The organism is Neobacillus sp. DY30, from assembly GCF_030123065.1.
In the GTDB taxonomy this organism is placed as follows: domain Bacteria; phylum Bacillota; class Bacilli; order Bacillales; family Cytobacillaceae; genus Neobacillus.
In genome coordinates this window covers 3,750,458-3,768,022 of sequence record NZ_CP126093.1, presented here as the reverse complement: position 1 = coordinate 3,768,022, position 17,565 = coordinate 3,750,458, and the positions used below count along the sequence as shown (strand labels likewise).

21 protein-coding genes and 1 pseudogene are annotated in these 17,565 nt (G+C 36.7%); 18 read left to right on the top strand and 4 right to left on the bottom strand.

The genetic code is table 11. The features are described from left to right. Nucleotides 1-67: 67 nt before the first annotated feature. Complete coding sequence (locus tag QNH29_RS18255) at nt 68-997, bottom strand: DMT family transporter (RefSeq protein WP_283860795.1); 930 nt, start codon at nt 995-997, stop codon at nt 68-70. Nucleotides 998-1,161: 164 nt separating this feature from the next. Here QNH29_RS18255 and QNH29_RS18250 point away from each other — a divergent pair, with 164 nt between their 5' ends. The 5 genes from QNH29_RS18250 to QNH29_RS18230 all read left to right on the top strand — a co-directional run bounded on the left by QNH29_RS18250 (nt 1,162) and on the right by QNH29_RS18230 (nt 5,436). Further along, entirely contained in the window at nt 1,162-2,691 is a 1,530-nt protein-coding gene (locus tag QNH29_RS18250) for a spore germination protein (protein ID WP_283860794.1), read from the top strand. A 6-nt stretch (nt 2,692-2,697) separates the two neighbouring features. Beyond that, nucleotides 2,698-3,807, top strand: coding sequence for a GerAB/ArcD/ProY family transporter (locus tag QNH29_RS18245; RefSeq protein ID WP_283860793.1), 1,110 nt, complete (start codon nt 2,698-2,700; stop codon nt 3,805-3,807). Further along, nucleotides 3,782-5,029 carry a Ger(x)C family spore germination protein gene (locus QNH29_RS18240; RefSeq protein ID WP_283860792.1) on the top strand — a complete coding sequence of 416 codons (1,248 nt, stop codon included), beginning with the start codon at nt 3,782-3,784 and terminating at the stop codon, nt 5,027-5,029. Before QNH29_RS18245 ends, QNH29_RS18240 begins: the two co-directional genes overlap by 26 nt. Before the next feature lie 4 nt (nt 5,030-5,033). Next, on the top strand, nt 5,034-5,189 hold the full coding sequence (locus tag QNH29_RS18235; protein ID WP_283860791.1) for a hypothetical protein: 156 nt from the start codon (nt 5,034-5,036) through the stop codon (nt 5,187-5,189). Between the two features lie 70 nt (nt 5,190-5,259). Then, complete coding sequence (locus QNH29_RS18230) at nt 5,260-5,436, top strand: DUF2187 family protein (RefSeq protein WP_283860790.1); 177 nt, start codon at nt 5,260-5,262, stop codon at nt 5,434-5,436. Between the two features lie 53 nt (nt 5,437-5,489). On the opposite strand, the gene QNH29_RS18225 is transcribed toward QNH29_RS18230, so the two are convergent. Further along, nucleotides 5,490-5,681: a hypothetical protein gene (locus tag QNH29_RS18225; RefSeq protein ID WP_283860789.1), complete on the bottom strand. Its 192-nt coding sequence runs from the start codon at nt 5,679-5,681 to the stop codon at nt 5,490-5,492. A 160-nt stretch (nt 5,682-5,841) separates the two neighbouring features. On the opposite strand from QNH29_RS18225, the gene QNH29_RS18220 reads away from it, so the two are divergent. From QNH29_RS18220 to QNH29_RS18205, 4 genes are all read left to right on the top strand, one after another. Further along, nucleotides 5,842-5,997, top strand: a complete 156-nt coding sequence (locus QNH29_RS18220) for a hypothetical protein (RefSeq protein WP_283860788.1) — start codon at nt 5,842-5,844, stop codon at nt 5,995-5,997. 220 nt (nt 5,998-6,217) lie between these two features. Next, nucleotides 6,218-7,333: a cysteine desulfurase family protein gene (locus tag QNH29_RS18215; RefSeq protein ID WP_283860787.1), complete on the top strand. Its 1,116-nt coding sequence runs from the start codon at nt 6,218-6,220 to the stop codon at nt 7,331-7,333. Between the two features lie 85 nt (nt 7,334-7,418). After that, nucleotides 7,419-7,853, top strand: coding sequence for a CBS domain-containing protein (locus QNH29_RS18210; RefSeq protein WP_283860786.1), 435 nt, complete (start codon nt 7,419-7,421; stop codon nt 7,851-7,853). Nucleotides 7,854-8,004: 151 nt separating this feature from the next. After that, nucleotides 8,005-8,517, top strand: coding sequence for a CBO0543 family protein (locus QNH29_RS18205; RefSeq protein ID WP_283860785.1), 513 nt, complete (start codon nt 8,005-8,007; stop codon nt 8,515-8,517). Nucleotides 8,518-8,666: 149 nt separating this feature from the next. Here the strand turns inward: QNH29_RS18205 and QNH29_RS18200 are convergent, their stop codons facing one another. Beyond that, nucleotides 8,667-9,572 (bottom strand): DsbA family protein, encoded by a 906-nt coding sequence (locus QNH29_RS18200; RefSeq protein WP_283865676.1) that lies wholly within the window; start codon nt 9,570-9,572, stop codon nt 8,667-8,669. Nucleotides 9,573-9,723: 151 nt separating this feature from the next. Here QNH29_RS18200 and QNH29_RS18195 point away from each other — a divergent pair, with 151 nt between their 5' ends. The 7 genes and pseudogenes from QNH29_RS18195 to qacH all read left to right on the top strand — a co-directional run bounded on the left by QNH29_RS18195 (nt 9,724) and on the right by qacH (nt 15,015). After that, entirely contained in the window at nt 9,724-10,293 is a 570-nt protein-coding gene (locus QNH29_RS18195) for a TetR/AcrR family transcriptional regulator (protein ID WP_283860784.1), read from the top strand. 121 nt (nt 10,294-10,414) lie between these two features. Next, nucleotides 10,415-11,473 (top strand): LLM class flavin-dependent oxidoreductase, encoded by a 1,059-nt coding sequence (locus tag QNH29_RS18190; protein WP_283860783.1) that lies wholly within the window; start codon nt 10,415-10,417, stop codon nt 11,471-11,473. Between the two features lie 659 nt (nt 11,474-12,132). Further along, entirely contained in the window at nt 12,133-12,690 is a 558-nt protein-coding gene (locus tag QNH29_RS18185) for a cysteine hydrolase family protein (protein ID WP_283860782.1), read from the top strand. Nucleotides 12,691-12,810: 120 nt separating this feature from the next. After that, complete coding sequence (locus tag QNH29_RS18180) at nt 12,811-13,845, top strand: serine hydrolase domain-containing protein (RefSeq protein ID WP_283860781.1); 1,035 nt, start codon at nt 12,811-12,813, stop codon at nt 13,843-13,845. Between the two features lie 72 nt (nt 13,846-13,917). After that, a pseudogene (locus tag QNH29_RS18175) lies at nt 13,918-14,046 on the top strand (dihydrofolate reductase family protein); the annotation flags it as partial. Nucleotides 14,047-14,144: 98 nt separating this feature from the next. After that, entirely contained in the window at nt 14,145-14,396 is a 252-nt protein-coding gene (locus tag QNH29_RS18170) for a hypothetical protein (protein ID WP_283860780.1), read from the top strand. A gap of 241 nt (nt 14,397-14,637) precedes the next feature. Next, complete coding sequence (gene qacH, locus QNH29_RS18165) at nt 14,638-15,015, top strand: quaternary ammonium compound efflux SMR transporter QacH (protein ID WP_283860779.1); 378 nt, start codon at nt 14,638-14,640, stop codon at nt 15,013-15,015. 112 nt (nt 15,016-15,127) lie between these two features. Here qacH and acpP read toward each other — a convergent pair whose 3' ends face one another. Continuing rightward, complete coding sequence (gene acpP, locus QNH29_RS18160) at nt 15,128-15,364, bottom strand: acyl carrier protein (protein WP_283860778.1); 237 nt, start codon at nt 15,362-15,364, stop codon at nt 15,128-15,130. A 172-nt stretch (nt 15,365-15,536) separates the two neighbouring features. On the opposite strand from acpP, the gene QNH29_RS18155 reads away from it, so the two are divergent. Together QNH29_RS18155 and QNH29_RS18150 are read left to right on the top strand one after the other, a co-directional pair. Continuing rightward, nucleotides 15,537-15,899, top strand: coding sequence for a group I truncated hemoglobin (locus tag QNH29_RS18155; protein ID WP_283860777.1), 363 nt, complete (start codon nt 15,537-15,539; stop codon nt 15,897-15,899). A gap of 232 nt (nt 15,900-16,131) precedes the next feature. After that, a complete protein-coding gene (locus QNH29_RS18150) occupies nt 16,132-17,514 on the top strand; it encodes an amino acid permease (RefSeq protein ID WP_283860776.1) in 1,383 nt (460 codons plus the stop codon). Nucleotides 17,515-17,565 lie beyond the last annotated feature (51 nt).

The following is a 17,565-nucleotide window of genomic DNA, read 5'->3' as shown; positions in this document are numbered from 1 at the left end:
TCATTGTTTATAAAAAAATCGCTCTAGAGGGAATCAGATTTTTCAGACTCCCCTAGAGCATTTTTCATCACCGAAAATCCGCTGCGTTTACTGCAGGTATTTTCCTATTAAATAACTTCGTATTCGTTCCAATATAAACTCCGGTCAATACAAAGGCGGCCCCAATTCCGTGAGCCCATGTGAAGGTTTCTCCTAAATAGATAGTAGCCATCAATACTGCAGATACCGGCATGACATTAATAAAAATTGAGGCTTTGGCTGCACCAACCTCTTTAATCCCGTAATAATACATTATAAAAGAAACAACGGTTACAAATATACTCATATGTGCAATCGCCACCCAGGTTGAGAAGTCGGCCTGGGTAATATCCTGCCATGAAGTTTCAACAAAAGAAAAAGGTGCTAAGAAAACCGTACCAAACGCAACCGCGTACGTGGTAGATTCAACAGCACTATATTTTTTCAAAACCACTTTACCTACCACACTGTACAATGCCCAGCTGATAACGGCGCCAAGTAAAACAAAGTCAATGGTCTGGAAGCCTAGTTGGATCAAGGTAAGGAAATGTCCATCGGTAATGATAATGGCTGCCCCTGATAAAGCAATCACCATGCCAATGATATGGTTCTTTGTGATTTTTTCTTTTAAGAATACTCCAGATAATAGGACTATTAATACAGGGTTTGAGGCGATAAATAGGGAACTCTTAATAACTGGTGCCTGTTTGGTGGCAATAAAAAAGCAAATATTATAGAGGGCAATACCAGTTAACCCGAGAACTGCAAATAGTCCATAATCCTTAAGCGTTGGTTTCTTTCGATTTTTCTCCATGGTCCACATGAGCGGAAACAGAAGGACAGCTGCCCCTAAAAACCGCAAAAATGCAACAGTTGCTGGCTCAAAGCTTCGAACGGCAATTTTTCCGGCAATAAATGCACTTCCCCATGTAGCCGTTGCGATAAATAGCATTGCGTAGATTACCCATTTCTTTTTCATTTGCAATCCCCTAATTCAACATATTAATATCTTGTATTGTACCATCTTTTTCGTATTTCGAAATAAAAAATTTCATTTAATCTTCTTTAGACCAATTCATACATAAAACTCCTTTAGATGGAAAACGATATAAAAACTGGGAGGGGTTTATTGTGAGGAAAAGGATGACTAAGTTGTTGAAGAAAAGTCTCAACACTGAACCTGAATTTAAGGAAGAAACCAATGCCGCGGAAATTGAACTAAAAAAACAAGATATAAGTACTGATATTGAGAAAAACTTAGAGACATTTAAGTCGATTTTTACCATACCGGATAATGCAGATGTCAAATTACGTGAGTTTACGATTCAACAACTCAATCGAAAGGCATTCATCCTTTTTATCAGTACAATGGCAGATGCAAAAAACATTATGGAGGGTATTGAGGGTCCCTTAATTGATAGCGAGCACCCTTCAACAAAAATCCAAGATATCGTTTCCTACCCAATAGAAAAAACTTCAACCAATATTGGGGACATCACGGAATTCATTGCAGCAGGTGTCACGTCACTTTTTGTTGATGGAGACCCCGTTTGCTATTTATTTGAAACCACTAAAATACGCGGCCGTTCGATTGAGAAGTCTGAAAATGAAGTCATCGTAAAAGGAGCAAAAGAAGCTTTTAATGAAAAGGTGATCGATAATATTGCCTTAATCCGGAAAAAAATTAAAAATGAAAATCTTCTCGTTAAAACCCAGTCAGTTTCAAAACGTTCCAGGAATACCGTATTTCTTGTTTATCAAAATGATCTCGTAAATAAAGAGCTGCTTCAAAATGTAAAGAAAAGGCTAGAATCATTCGAAATTGATAGTACTATTGATTTAAGTATATTAGAGCAATTGCTCGAGGAACGTCCAAGATCCTTATTTCCAACTATTGTATATACAGAACGGCCTGACCGCGCGGCTGCTTTTATCGAAGAAGGTCATATTGTTTTACTAATGGAAAATTCGCCCGCCTGTTTAATCCTGCCTGCTACCTTTTGGGCGATGTTTCATTCACCGGAAGATCATTACTTGCGAACACCCTACGGAAATTTCATCAGAATATTACGGTTCTTGGCTCTATTTGTTGCGTGTTTTACCTCTCCAATCTATCTAGCGATTACGAACTTTCATGTCGGGATGATTCCTCCGGATTTATTGATGGCCATTGCAGGAACTAGGGAAAGGGTACCTTTTCCATCTATTATTGAAGTGCTGATGATGGAACTTGCATTTGAGCTGATTCGTGAAGCTGGATTACGGGTGCCAACTCCGATTGGTCCTACAATTGGGATTGTTGGTGCCTTGATCTTAGGTCAGGCTGCTGTACAAGCAAATATCATAAGTCCAATCGTCATTATCGTTATTGCCTTAAGCGGGTTAAGTTCTTTTATTATTATTGATATAAGTATGAATTTCGCCATTCGGATTACCCGTTTTTTATTTATTTTTACAGCGGGATTTATCGGCATATATGGAGTCACCGCTTTATTTATTGGAGGACTCTTCTATTTAGTATCCTTGAAATCATTTGGCACACCTTATTTTGCACCGATGACACCGCATTCCTTCTCATCAAAAGACCTGCTGATCCGTCATATTCCAATAAAGGAAAAGTTTCGGCCAGGTTATTTAAAACCAAAGGATATGGTTAAACAAAGAAAGGGATAAAACGATATGAAACAGCAGACTGGAAAAATTGGGGTTCGTGAATTTGTTTCCATCGCAGTATTAATGGTAGGGTCGAAAGCTACTGAGGATACGCCGGACCGACTGTACAGTAATGTACAAAATGCAGCATGGATGATTCCGTTCATATCAGCCGGAATCTTTTTTATCCCTCTTTATTTGTTAATGAAAACGATGGCATTGTATGGAGACAAAGATTTGTTTTCTGTTATTAAATTAATACTTGGGAAATACCTTGGTTTTTTGGTTTGTCTTGTTATCTTTATCATCAGCTCATTTGCAGTTTCGTTTGATACCAGAACGTATTCGAACATCATTCGGTCCTTTTACTTTACAACAACACCTACTATCATCATCTATGCCATTTTAATGTTTATTTGTGGATATGGCGCCAAGAAAGGACTTCAACATATCGGGTCGGTGTCTTATCTCATCGTGTTCTATGCCGTACTTTCTCTATATCTTGCCTTATTGCTGGGTACTCAGCACGCCAATATAGATTCAATGTTTCCCATTTGGGGTCCTGGACCGCTTGCACTTGTGAAGGAAGGCTCACAAAGATTAACGCTCTTTGCTGATTTTTTTCTCTTGACCATGGTTATACCGTATCTCACATCAAACAAAGCATTTAAAAAAGGTACTTGGTTTGCCTATATTTATGTCTGCATCCAAATTAGTTTATCACTTCTTACGTATATCTGCATGTTTGATGAAAGCTTAGGGGGAGTTGCCTACCCTTTTCATACCGTTATTCGTTTTATTTCACTAGGTCAATACATTCCAAACGTCGAAATCATTTTTTTCATCATTTGGATTATGGCGGCATTTATTCGTTTTACCGCGTTTTTATACATAAATGCCCTTATGTTTGGTCATCTATTCAAGATTAACGACTTTGAATACTTAATTCCATCACTGGCGACGATTTTTTTGATGATTGGCATGCTTCCTGAAGCACCCATTGATGTCAGCCTTGTATTTAAACCAATAGTCGTGAGTACAGCAGGCCCTATGTTCGCCGTCATCTCAACAATTGTATGGCTAGTTGCTTTAATAAAGGGAGAATTTAAACATGCAAAAAACAAAAACAGTATGTAGATTATGCTTGTTTTTCGTCATGGTTTTCATATTAACTGGCTGTTGGGATCGTGAAGAACTAGAGGATAAATCCTATGTCATCGGATTAGGACTGGATCGCTCTGAAGAAAAAGATAAAATTAAAGTCACCATGTTACTTGCCAACCCTGAAGTGGGCAGCATGCAAGGCGGCGGAGGTTCAACAGAAAAACCGCGAGAAATTATCACATTTGACGCGAACGATTTCATCGCAGCCAAAGCTACTGCCAATGCCGTTATTTCACGAAATATAAGTTACGAGCTATTAAGGATATTTATTGTTTCTGAAGAATTTGCAAGAGATTCTATTTTTCCTAATACTTTTTCCGAAGTATTAAAAGATAAAGAAATCCGGCTAAATAGTTATATCGCTGTTTCGAAAGAAAAGGCCTCGCAGTATTTTTTGCATAATAAACCGAAAATGGAAACGAGACCGCATAAATACTTTCAATTTATGATCGATCACGGAATCGAAAATGGGCTTATTCCCGATTCTAACCTATTCCGTTATTTCCAAACGACGGAAAGAGGAAGTGACCTCTTCTTGGCCATGTATACCACTGCTAAAAGGCAAAAAAACCCTGAGATCAAAAGGGAAGATGAGTACACAGCAGGTGAACTGAATGCAACGGGAGAGCTTGATGATACACAATTTATCGGGTCAGCAGTTTTTAAGAATGGGGTTATGTTTGATACTCTAACTGGTCAAGAAACCCGTACGATCAATATTCTAGATGATACAACGAATATTAAAGATATATTAGTGAATATTCCTGATCCTTTTTCAGAAAAAAAGAAACAATTTGCAGCAAGAATCATGAAAACGGAAAACAATAAAGTGAAGATGAATTTGAAGGGGATCACACCTAAGATTTTCATTTCCATCCCATTACAAATAGAAATTATGTCTAATCCAAGTATGGTGAACTTTGCAAAAGAAAAAAACCAACAAATCATAAAAAAATCCATTGCTGCCCATCTAGAAAAGGTGAATGAAGACCTTTTAAAGAAGACACAGACCAAATTCAAAGGAATTCCATACCCTCTGCCGATCTATTCAAAAAAATACTTCAGAACCATTCAGGAATACAAAAAATTCAATTGGGCAAAAGCCTACCCTCGTGCAGACATCCGAGTAAAAGTGGATATTACCATTGTTGATTATGGAAATCGAACTAAAAAGGCTAAAAAGTTGGGGGGATAGTAGGTTGCAATTATTTATTAACGTTGCTCTTGTTATTATTACGATATATACCTTCGGATTTGGTATCAGCTTGTGGAAGGAAAAACAAAAAATAAGTGCAGCAGCCGTGTTCTTTCTAACCCTTGTTATCATCGTTCTTCCGTTTTTTTCGATTTTTTAACCAGCATCTTGGGGTAGAACACAAGTATTTAATCAGTAATCTTTGGAAATTATATTGACGAGGTGATAGAATGGCTAATGCAAAAGTTGGCGATAAGATTTCCTTTAAACGCGATGGAAATTCTTTAGAAGGTGTAGTCACGGGAGTAAGGGAAAATTCTGTTATGGTACAATACGGTATGTCAAAGGATAAAGATGAACCTCTGATTACGATTGTTAATCATAAAAATTACAAAATCGCAAAATAATATAAAAGAAACCAAAGAAAAAATCCCTTAAACCAAAGGGATTTTTTAATTTTTTAATTGTGATTGCGCTGACCCTTTTCGTTTCTGTTACCAGTTAAGTTATTGGCAGCATTTTTAGTAGCGTCAACAGCGTTCATAGCTACGTTTTCAGTTGTTTCTAATGCACTATGAAGTGCATGGAAAGCAGCACCTGCTGTTTCTTTAATGCCTTCAGCGAGGCCTTTATCATTCTGGTTATTTGCCATGATCATTCACCTCCTAAACAGAAATAGGTTATGTAATTATGGCTAGACTATTCAGTCGATATACCTCAGATAAAATTTTTCCATTTAACTCTTTCATCAATAAGGGAATAGTAAAAGTGAAGCTACGTTGAACCATGAAAAAGATTTAGGAGGAACTATAATGGAAGAAAATAAAAAAATGGAAAAGCTGCTTCGAGATTATGGCTATCCTGAAAAAGCGATTCCAAGATTAATGCGTGAAATAAGTTCAATGAATTATGATAGAGTGAAAAAGCTAATACTGCCGTATAACGATATCACAGCTGGAAAATCATAAGATACACCGTTAAATCATAATTTAATTATGTAAACTTAGGTGTTTTACAAAAGAGTCTGCCAAAACCGTGAAAATAAGAGTCCATTTCAGAAGGTACTCTGTACAAGCTGTAAATGGACCTGTTTATTTAAAATCAAATTTAGAACGATCAAACCATTTTTTTAGTAGAATAAGATATAACTAGATGTAAGTCTTATTAACGGAAGGAATGGATGTTCGAATGCAAAAAATTTATTTAGATTACAATGCAAGCACACCATTGGCACCTGAAGTGGTTGATTCAATGCATCCACTTTTAAATGATTACTATGGCAATCCTTCAGCACTGCATTGGGCCGGAAAACCTGTGAAGTCATTATTACATAAAGCGAGAGAACAAGTTGGACAACTTATAAACTGTTCTCCTGCAGAAATTATATTTACCTCCGGTGGGAGTGAAGCCAATAACCTTGCACTAAAAGGCTTTTATTTTAAACAAGTACATAAAGGGAACCACATTATTACCTCAAAAATTGAACACCCAGCAATCATAAATCCTTGTAAGTTCCTAGAAAAAATCGGAGCGCGGGTAACGTATGTTGCTGTGGATCAATTCGGGAGAGTTTCACCTGAAGAAATTGAAAAGGCCATTACAAAAGATACTATCTTAATTACCATCATGCATTCCAATAATGAAACCGGCACCTTACAGCCTATTAATGAAATTGGGAAGATAGCCGAAAGGCATGGAATTGCTTTTCATACGGATGCTTCACAATCAGTTGGGAAAGTTCCAGTCAATGTGAATGAGTTGAAAGTGGATATGCTGACCATTGCTGGTCATAAACTGTATGCACCAAAAGGTATTGGAGCGTTGTTTATGCGCGATGGTGTGGAGCTTGAACCACTGATTCATGGTGCGGGACATGAACATGGACTACGGGCAGGAACAGAAAATACCTTATTGGCGGTCGGATTAGGGAAGGCATGTGAAATCGCAGGAAATCAGTTAAGTACAAATAAGCTTAAAGATTTGACCGCTTATTTTTGGAACCAATTAAAAGATCAGTTTGGTGATCAGGTTGTGCTAAATGGACATCCTGAGGAACGATTACCGAATACCCTAAATGTTAGTTTTGTGAGAAGGATTGGGCAGGATTTATTAGATAAAATCCCGCAGCTTGCTGCTTCTACGGGGTCAGCCTGTCATGCTGGAAGTATTGAATTATCACCGGTATTAAAGGAAATGAAGGTACCCAAAGAGATTGGAATGGGTGCAATTCGATTTAGTTTAGGCAGATATACAACAAAGGAAGAAATTGATAGTGTCATTACAGCGTTTAAAGAAATATTGTAATGTACAAAATTAATAAAATTTACCATTAATAATATCGCCAATATTCCCTATCCTATAAAGGATAAATATAATTGGAGGTATTTTCATGGCACAATTAAGGGAAATCATGACTTCAAATGTTGTTACAGTTAACGAAACACAGACGGTACAGGAAGCTGCCGCGTTAATGAGCGAATATAATATCGGTGCAATCCCAGTCGTAAATAACAACAGAGAAATAGTTGGAATTGTAACGGATCGAGATATTACCCTTCGAACGACAGCACAGGGTGAAAATCCACAAACACCTGTATCTGAAGTCATGACAGCACAGAAGATTGTACAAGGTACACCTGATATGGATGTCCATCAAGCAGCAGATTTGATGGCACAGCAGCAAATTCGCCGATTACCGGTAACCGAAAATGGACAAATAGTAGGAATGGTTGCTTTAGGTGATTTAGCCGTACAAAATCAATATGCAAACGAGGCAGAGCAAGCATTACAAAGTATTTCAACCCCTTCTGCTCCTCAACAATAATAAGAGATTTATTTATAAAGCCCTTCTCAATCGAGAGGGGCTTTGGCTAATTTTAAATATAGTAAATACCATTTTGAGTGTCTTTTAGATAGGGTTAAGGGTTTAAGATTTACTGCTATTGGAAAACTACCTTTAAGGTAGGTGTTCGGTTATGGTAGCAATCGTTCTCTCTATATCATGGATTATTGCCGCCATGAAATTTGGAGATCGTGATTGGAGTAAATATTATCCCTCTATGTTATTTGCAGCACTGGGGAATGCACTGTATGAAATCCTTTGTTATAAATATCAATTGTGGAGTATGGAACCGAATGGAGTAGTTTACTCCATAATCCCAATGCTGTTGCTTATTTTAGTTGGTATGCCATTATCAACTTGGGTATTTTTATCCAAATACCCATCCGAATTAAGTTTATATAAAAAGGTCATTTATGTTTCTTTTTTCGTTATAGTATTTATTGGTTTAGAATATCTGTCTGTAAAATTGGGCGCAATATCCTATCATAATGGGTGGAATCTTGGATGGTCATTATTTTTTGTAATAGTCATGTTCATGGTAATTAGATTACATTTTACAAAACCTCTTCTAGCATTATTCATTTCAATTCCTTTTTCGCTTTTATTATGCATGATATTCGAAGTTACGTTAGATAAAATGAAGTAAAAAAACAAGCCGAAACGAACAAACGCAACTTAAATAGAGAAGTTGCGTTTGTTCGTTTTAGTCGATGATTTATTTTTACTGGGCCGTTCGTGATTTCAGTAAGTTTAGAATTAATGGCAAGGATTTTTGCGTTGACATCTGTTATATTTTTATTTTGTAAAATAAGATTCACCTAGAATTTCTTGCTTCTGATAACTCCCTGGTGAAAGCTCATTTGCAACAAAGTCATTAATATCTGATTGTTCAACGTCGTACATCACTTCAATTTCTTTTGAAAATAAAAGTTTCTCTTTTTCAAGTAAGCTAGAGAGAGAAGGTTTTGGTTTTGGCTGTAGTTCTTCCATGTTTAGGACCTGCTTTAATCCGTCCACATATGATTCAAATGGACGTCCACCAACAATTTTTACCCCCTTGTTTTCCTTGTTGATCATAATAATCGTTGGAAATCCTCTAACACCAAGGCTTCTTGCAAGACCAAAATCTTCATTTAATAACTGTTGTCCTGCTGGCTGTTCTGCTTCATTTACAATCGCTTCTCCATCAAGACCGAGTCTATTTACGATTTCAATCATAATGGCTGGCTCCGAAATATTTTGATTAAATGCAAAAAGCTCTTCCCTGGCACGACGTAAATATTCATAAGCCAACTCATCGTTATGATTTTTTTGAATCACTTTATACACACGGGAAGGCGGGAAGGAAGATTGAACGGGATTGTCAATCATAAGTGATCCATCTATTGGCATTCGGGAATATACTCCAACTTCCCTCCAGTGAGGAGCAACGTCCGCAGGTTTATAAATTCCGTTTGCAGGATCAATGGGACCATCATGCCACTTTTCCAGCAATCCACCCATCACCGGATGGAAGTTAAAATAATGCCCATACTGCTCTTTAAAACGACGTAGAACCGGTTCAATTGCCCAGCAATGTGAACAAATTGGGTCTGTTACATAATAAACTTCAATAGACCTTTTGGGTTGACTAAAATCAATTAGTTCCATTTCTCCCTCTCCAGAAATCCCACATACACCTGTTTCTAAATCACAAATCATATTATTGTTGTTCTTCAATTTATTTCAATCCTCCTATTTGCTTTATAATTGCATTTTAGTAAATAATGAAAGAGATCAATACCAATAGTTCCTTCGATTTGTCGTTTATACAACACATTGAAGAAATTGTTGAAAAAGTAGGGTGATAATTATGACTCAACCAAAGACGGATCCGCGTGTGCTGCGCACTCGGAGATTAATTATGGATTCTTTCATTGAACTTTCAGCGAAAAAAGAATTTAAGGATATTACCATAAAAGATATAACCACAGAGGCGATGATAAATAGAGCTACTTTTTATTATCATTTTGAAGATATCTATGACTTATTAGAGAAGGCCTTATCAGAGGTTTTGTTAGTGAATTTAAATGAAGATGTCTACAACACTGACAAACTAAATGAGGAAGTGCTCATAAGTATATTCACAGCAATTACAAACTTTCAAAAGTCATTATCCAATCGTTGTCATCGGGGATACGAAGATACCATTGCCCGAATCATTAGGGAACAGCTAGAAATCATTTTTTACAAAATGTTAGTAAAGCAAACGACAATGGAAGATAATGAAGCACCAAAAATAAATTCAGTGATCTTAAGCTGGGGGCTTTACGGAGCTTCAGTAGAATGGAAACGAACTGGTATGAAGATACCGCCTGAAAAATTTATTAAGTCGGCCATTCCTTATTTACTGTCTGGGATTGAATTGGGTTCCAATAGCTGACGAGTCATGGTTTTTGACAGTAGAATAACTTCTATTACTTGTCAATTGGTGGTAGATTGAAAGATAGTTAGGGATAATCAAATGATTTTTTAATGAATAGATAGAAGTAGGAGGCTTTTTCGTGGAAATAGGATTAAGTACGTTAGTAGAAACAACACCTGATGTCGAGACTGGTAAGGTTATTAGTCACTCAAAACGGATACGTGAAGTGGTGGAGGAAATTGTCCTGGCCGACAAGGTTGGACTGGATATCTTTGGAGTAGGAGAACATCATCGCGAAGATTATGCGGCTTCATCACCTGCAGTCGTGTTAGCTGCCGCGGCATCACAAACAGAGCGAATCCGGTTGACTAGTGCAGTTACCGTTCTTTCATCAGCTGATCCAGTAAGAGTTTTTCAGGATTTTGCGACACTTGACGCGATTTCAAATGGACGTGCCGAGATTATGGCAGGTCGTGGATCCTTCATCGAATCTTTTCCGTTATTTGGATATGATTTAAAGGATTATGATCAGTTATTTGAAGAGAAGCTGGATCTACTATTAAAAATAACAAAGTCTGAGAAAGTAACTTGGAAAGGTGAACATCGACCATCCATAAATAATTTGGGGGTGTATCCCAGACCTGTCCAGGACCCACTTCCAGTGTGGATTGGAAGCGGCGGTAATCAGGAGTCTGTTATTCGTGCGGGTCTCCTAGGACTGCCACTTGTATTAGCTATTATTGGCGGCAGTCCACAGCACTTTGCACCACTAGTCCAGCTCTATAAAAAAGCAGCGGAACACGCAGGTCATGACGCTTCAAAGCTGCCTGTTGCGTCGCATTCACATGGTTTCGTTGGTGAAAGTACGGAGGAAGCGGCGGCGAAGTTTTTTCCATCAACTCAACAGGCGATGAACAAATTGGGACGTGAGCGTGGATGGGGAAGATATGACCATACTACTTTTGACGCAGCACGCAGTCTAAATGGAGCCTTGTATGTAGGGGATCCTCAATTTGTTGCTGAAAAAATTATTAACCTTCGTAAAAATGTCGGAGTCACAAGGTTTATGCTCCACTGCCCTGTAGGCACGATGCCTCATGAAGACGTTATGAGGTCCATCGAACTGTTAGGAAAAGAAGTAGCTCCGATTGTTCGTAAAGAAGTGGCTAAGTGGGAAAAGGAAAACGAAGGGAAGTAGTAGAGAATTAGAGGTCTTTTGGGGATTGTACCCCAAATAGGCGATGAGCAATGGAGTGGTAACAATCGAGGGTAGATTGTTACCCAATATCATATAGATGTATAATTTGGGTCACACGTAATGAGTATTGTTACCCATTCTCAGAAAAATACAGCTTTTCAGGCACAATCCGAAGTTGAATTGTGCCTGAAAAGTTGGAAGATGATTCGATAAAAATCATATTTGTTTGTGATCCACTCTATTTCTCAGATATTCTTCAAGTAAATCACCCCTGTTACTCCTGATTGTCATCATATTCTAATATTCAAAGTAGATCGAAAATATTCAAAGAAGCTAATGCTGCCAATTTGGAGTTTAATGGTAAAATGTATTATAGGTATTTGAATATTGAGGGGATGTAATAATCTTGAAGTTTGAAGATTATAAAATAAACCCCTAATTCACATAAAAATTACTGTTAATTCATCATTTCCTTACAATCTTCAATTATGATGATTAAATGGATATCAATCTATTAGGGGTTTCTATGTCCTCTTTAATGGAATGGTACATAAATAATCGACATATGTATGGAGGGTAAGTATGATAAACGAGTACACGAAAGCGTTGCAAAACTATGAAGGACCTGAACTAAACATGATATTGAGAGGGGTTTGCCAGTGAATCAAGCTTTACTCGTAATTGATGCCCAACAGGAATTGATTGAAGGAAATCAAAATGAGAGCAGTGTTTTTAAAAAAGAGGAACTCTTGAAAAATATTAACCTGGTGATTGAAAAGGCAAAAGAAGCGGAAGCATTAATCGTTTTTGTAAGGGATAAAGATGTATCTGGCGGTGAAGGAGAAGGGTTTCAAGTTCATAAAAAAATTACTATTCCTCCTACTTCCATGATTTTTAATAAAAAAGCGACCAATTCATTTTATGGAACAGGTTTGCTAGATTACTTGAAAGATCAAGAAATCGAACATCTTGTCATCATGGGGTGTCAGACTGAATACTGTATTGATTCGGCTGTGAGAACCGCGACCATCAATGGGTTTGATGTGACCCTGGCAGCTGATGGGCATTCTACAAGAGACTCAGCCGTCCTGTCTGCGGAACAGATTATCAATCATCATAATAAAACACTGCATGGACATGACAACGTTGACCATTTTGTCCTCGTTCGAAAAAGTGAAGACGACTTGTTTCAACCTACACATAATAATTATAGATAAACCGATAGTGCCGACGAAATATGATAAAATTGACCAACTAATTGTATTTAGATTTGTTGGTCTATTTTGTTTATACAGGCATTTGATGATTAAATTGTATTGAAATCTGGAGGAATGGCCATGAACATTAAGTTAGAAGAAATAGTTTCAAATATTCAAAGAAATGTAGATTTCTCAGGTTCGGTATTTGTGGTAGATAAGGATAAGGTTTTAGTAGATAAAAGTTTTGGCTACGCGAACCGTTCAGATGAATTAGAAAATAATTCTGCTACCCGTTTTGGAATTGCATCTGGTTGTAAACTCTTTACGGCAATAGCAATTTGTCAGCTTGTACAAGGGGGGAAAATCTCTTTCGAGTCTACATTGACCGATTGTCTTAAAATTGATTTTAAACATTTTGATGATCATGTGACTGTCCACCATTTACTAACACATACTTCAGGAATCCCCGATTATTTTGATGAGGATGTAATGGATAACTTTGAGGAGCTTTGGGTTAAAAATCCTATGTATCGGATAAGAAAGTTAAAAGATTTCTTACCAATGTTTCGAGATTATCCAATGAAGTCGCAAGTAGGAGAATCGTTTCACTATAACAATGCTGGTTATATTTTATTAGGATTAATTGTGGAACAGGCAAGTCAACTCGAATTTTCTGATTATGTTCAAAAATACATTTTCAATAAAGCTGAAATGACTGAGTCGGGATACTTTTCATTTGACTCCCTACCGAAAAATACAGCAATAGGCTATATTGATAATCCTGATGGAACTTGGAAAACCAACATCTATTCTTTACCTGTAAAAGGTGGGTCCGATGGCGGTGCATATGTATCAGCTAATGATATGGCAAAACTATGGAAAGCCCTTTTAAATTACCAGCTTTTAAATGAAACTTATACAAATAAGCTCTTAACCATACACACACAAGTCAATGAAACTAGTTTCTATGGTTATGGTATTTGGATAAAGAAAAATTCCGGTAACAATATCCTCAAATACCATGTAATGGGTTACGATCCTGGTGTGAGCTTTCATTCTACTTATTATCCCGACTTATCCATTAAGGTGGTTGTTTGCTCTAATAAGTCGGATGGAGCATTTATTATAATGAGTGGTATTGAACAGGAATTAATAAAAGCAAACACCTTGTAAATACACACAGTGGAATTAATCTTCTGTTTAATCCCCACCTTGGTCATGATTTCAAATAGAAACTGGAGGACACCCTGTTGTTTGGGAGTAGGAAAACCGTTGTTTATTGATATCCAAGAGAGGTTAAATTTTAAATTGGTTAATACAAGATCATTCTCCTCTGGTGTTGTCCAGCTAATCTATCATGTAAATAGGGATTAATTATTTTATCTTGGGCTGATTAATTCAGCTTTTTTTATACACCAAAAAACAAACGTATGTTCTATAATTAAGAATAACAAAAATAATGGGGGGATAGAATGTATTTCAATCTTGAAGTCCATCTATGCATTGATGGAACAGGGATGTTTTCGAAGGGAAGGTTTGCAGCTAGGAAAAGAAGCGAAATACCAATGGTGGCATATCAGATTATACGAGACATTAAGCGAGAGACCGGTTATCGTACAACATTAATCCAACAGATTATTGTAAATGGAACAGAGGACATAACAGAGGAGGTTAAGAACATTGAATGTATGCCCATTCCTCCTTTAGATAATATCTTTTGGTAAATTGCATTTAGTATTAGTCAATGTAATAAGCTAATATGATAGCCCAAAAGTATTTCTCACTGGTTAGTCATTGTAGCTTATGCACTTGAAGTTCTGGTAGAACGAGAAAAGGTATGAAATATTTGGAACTTTTCAGTAACAATATCGTATTTCATTGTAGCTAAAGATCAGGTCAAAACCTATCACAAACTGTTGTGCTTTTTGTATTAAGAAATGAAGTTGCCCAGGAGGATGAATAAACGTGTCGTATCTGTATTTAGCACTTGCAATAGCTGGGGAACTTATTGGTTCTTCTTTATTAAAAGCATCTGAAGGATTTTCAAAACTTTTTCCTACAATAGGAGTAATAGTATCATTTGTTGGTTGTTTTTTCTTTTTGTCATTATCATTGAAAACAATCCCCTTAAATACTGCATACGCAATATGGTCAGGCGTTGGGATTGTTGCTACGACAATTATTTCAGTTTTAATTTGGAAAGAGAGAATTAACACTGCAAGCATTACAGGAATCATACTAATTCTTATAGGAGTTGTAATACTGAATTTGTTCGGACCAGGACATGGAGAATCTGGTCATGAAACAAGTGAAACTATAATAATCAATGAAAAAATGGAATAACAAATAGGGAAGGATTATTTTACTCATTTAAGAGGATTTTAAGAAAAGATGCCCTGTATAAATAAAAAATGACTAACAAATCAACCTGCAATTTGTTAGTCATTTTTGGTTCTTATTTGTTACGTTGGTTTTGAATATAGTTTACGACATCACCGACAGTATGAAGCGTGGCAGCAACTTTGTCACTGATTTCGATCGCGAATTCATCTTCTATTTCCATCGTCAGGTCCACCATATCAAGTGAATCAGCTTCAAAGTCATCTTTGAAGGATGATTCCAGTTTGATATTCTCCATTTTGACACCCAGTTGGTCTGAGATAATAGGCTTTAACTTTTCAAATGTGGTCATTATGTCAACCTCCTATGTAGTTCATACCCTCTATTATATCAACCTATTTGAGAACATAAAACAAAAACCAAAAACTAGAGTCTACGATCATAATGTTTTTAAATCTTTGAAGAATAAATTCAACTTTACTGTAGAAAAATACTTCTATTAAATTCTATTTAGGAGTGTACACATGGAACAAAACCTTTATGAAAAAGTTGGCGGAGAAGAAGCGATTGCCAAAGTGGTGGACTATTTTTACTCCGAGTTAGTACTTAAGGATGATACAGTTAATCATTTTTTTAAAGAAACGGATATGGAAAAACAACGCCGTCATCAGTCAAAATTTATTAGTTTTGCATTAGGCGGTCCAAATCAATATACCGGACAATCTATGGCAAAAGCTCACGAAGGGATGAATCTCCAACCAGTTCATTTTAGTGCCATCGAAAAACATCTCCACGACGCGCTGGCTCACTTTGGTGTGGATGAAAGAGATATCGATACAGCATTAACGAAAGTAGCATCTCTTCGGGACGACATTTTGTATAAATAACTAAAAATTCTATTTGGAAAGTTTTAGAAGAGAAGATTAAGTTGCCATTAAGGTAGCTTTTTCTTTTTTTACTAAAGAAGGTTTAATTTTCAATGCGGTTTAGCGGATTAAAGTTATGAAGTATAAAAACGTCAATGCGTTAATGTGATTCATTGCTAGAAAATTCTAAGAAGTTTATAATCTCTTAATTGTATAGATATGAAAGAATATAGTTTAAATGGAGGAATATAGGTTGGGTAAAATTCATCAAAGTGAGAAACTACATCGTGGTCTAGATAATAGGCATATTCAGTTAATTGCACTTGGAGGTGCAATTGGAGTTGGATTATTCTACGGCTCCAGTTCAACCATTCAAATGGCAGGTCCATCTATTTTATTCTCCTATTTAATAGGAGGTTTAGTTATTTTCACTATAATGAGAGCCCTAGGGGAAATGGCGGTAGATGAACCTGTTTCAGGTTCCTTTAGTTCATATGCCAATCGATATTTAGGGGCATTTGCAGGTTATTTTACTGGCTGGACTTATTGGTTTATGTGGGTAGTTGTAGGTATGGCAGAAATAACAGTGGTCGGTGTTTATGTGAATTACTGGTTTCCAGATATTCCACAATGGCTGACAGCACTGGGTGTACTAGTTCTAATTACTATGATTAATCTTGCAAACGTAAAAGCATTTGGTGAGTTTGAATTCTGGTTCGCGATGGTTAAAGTTGTTGCCATTATCGGAATGATTCTTCTTGGATTAGGCATTATCCTCTTTGGAATAGGGAACGGAGGTCAGCCAATCGGCTTTGAAAACCTATGGAGTCATGGGGGGGTTATGCCAAATGGCGTCACAGGTATTTTAATGTCCTTGGTTCTTGTGATGTTTTCTTTCGGCGGTGTCGAATTGATAGGAATTACTGCAGGAGAGGCAAAAAATCCTCAAAAATCAATTCCATCAGCGATTAATAATGTGGTCTGGAGAATATTAATTTTTTATATTGGTGCATTGGGAATTATGATGATGTTATATCCTTGGAATGAGATTGGGGCAAATGGCAGCCCGTTTGTATTAATTTTTGATAATGTTGGTATTCCAGGTGCCGCTCATATCATTAATTTCGTAGTGATCACAGCAGCTTTATCTGCTTTTAATAGCGGGCTATTTAGCTCAGGGAGAATGCTATACAATTTATCTTTGCAAAATAATGGACCAGAGTATTTTGGAAAACTTAACAAGAATGGCAATCCGAGGCGTGGTATCCTGTTCTCAGCATTGATTTTACTAGTGGCTGTCGTATTGAATTATTTTGTACCGGAAAAAGTGTTTATGTATATTTCTTCCGTTGCAACGGTTGCCGTTATTACCAGCTGGACAATTATCCTCATTACACAATTAAGATTTAGGCAATCAAAAACAAAAAAAGAAATCGTAAAACTATCATTCAAAATGCCATTTTACCCAGTCTCCACTTATTGTGCATTGGCTTTTTTAGCACTTGTTATTGTATTAATGGCATTTATTGAAGGAATGCGAATAGCATTAGTTGTTGCACCAATATGGTTCTTAATACTTTATTTAGGATATAAAATGAAAAACAAGGGTTCAACAGAAAATTCCATTGAAAAATAAAAATGTAGGATAAACTTAAATTTGTGTTTACATGGCAAATGGTCCGTTTAT

What these genes read in the sequence shown, in the direction of transcription:
- QNH29_RS18255 (WP_283860795.1), bottom strand. Translation starts at nt 997, where the DNA reads ATGAAAAAGAAATGGGTAATCTACGCAATGCTATTTATCGCAACGGCT.
- QNH29_RS18250 (WP_283860794.1), top strand. Translation starts at nt 1,162, where the DNA reads ATGACTAAGTTGTTGAAGAAAAGTCTCAACACTGAACCTGAATTTAAG.
- QNH29_RS18245 (WP_283860793.1), top strand. Translation starts at nt 2,698, where the DNA reads ATGAAACAGCAGACTGGAAAAATTGGGGTTCGTGAATTTGTTTCCATC.
- QNH29_RS18240 (WP_283860792.1), top strand. Translation starts at nt 3,782, where the DNA reads ATGCAAAAAACAAAAACAGTATGTAGATTATGCTTGTTTTTCGTCATG.
- QNH29_RS18230 (WP_283860790.1), top strand. Translation starts at nt 5,260, where the DNA reads ATGGCTAATGCAAAAGTTGGCGATAAGATTTCCTTTAAACGCGATGGA.
- QNH29_RS18225 (WP_283860789.1), bottom strand. Translation starts at nt 5,681, where the DNA reads ATGGCAAATAACCAGAATGATAAAGGCCTCGCTGAAGGCATTAAAGAA.
- QNH29_RS18220 (WP_283860788.1), top strand. Translation starts at nt 5,842, where the DNA reads ATGGAAGAAAATAAAAAAATGGAAAAGCTGCTTCGAGATTATGGCTAT.
- QNH29_RS18215 (WP_283860787.1), top strand. Translation starts at nt 6,218, where the DNA reads ATGCAAAAAATTTATTTAGATTACAATGCAAGCACACCATTGGCACCT.
- QNH29_RS18210 (WP_283860786.1), top strand. Translation starts at nt 7,419, where the DNA reads ATGGCACAATTAAGGGAAATCATGACTTCAAATGTTGTTACAGTTAAC.
- QNH29_RS18205 (WP_283860785.1), top strand. Translation starts at nt 8,005, where the DNA reads ATGGTAGCAATCGTTCTCTCTATATCATGGATTATTGCCGCCATGAAA.
- QNH29_RS18200 (WP_283865676.1), bottom strand. Translation starts at nt 9,572, where the DNA reads ATGATTTGTGATTTAGAAACAGGTGTATGTGGGATTTCTGGAGAGGGA.
- QNH29_RS18195 (WP_283860784.1), top strand. Translation starts at nt 9,724, where the DNA reads ATGACTCAACCAAAGACGGATCCGCGTGTGCTGCGCACTCGGAGATTA.
- QNH29_RS18180 (WP_283860781.1), top strand. Translation starts at nt 12,811, where the DNA reads ATGAACATTAAGTTAGAAGAAATAGTTTCAAATATTCAAAGAAATGTA.
- QNH29_RS18170 (WP_283860780.1), top strand. Translation starts at nt 14,145, where the DNA reads ATGTATTTCAATCTTGAAGTCCATCTATGCATTGATGGAACAGGGATG.
- acpP (WP_283860778.1), bottom strand. Translation starts at nt 15,364, where the DNA reads ATGACCACATTTGAAAAGTTAAAGCCTATTATCTCAGACCAACTGGGT.
- QNH29_RS18155 (WP_283860777.1), top strand. Translation starts at nt 15,537, where the DNA reads ATGGAACAAAACCTTTATGAAAAAGTTGGCGGAGAAGAAGCGATTGCC.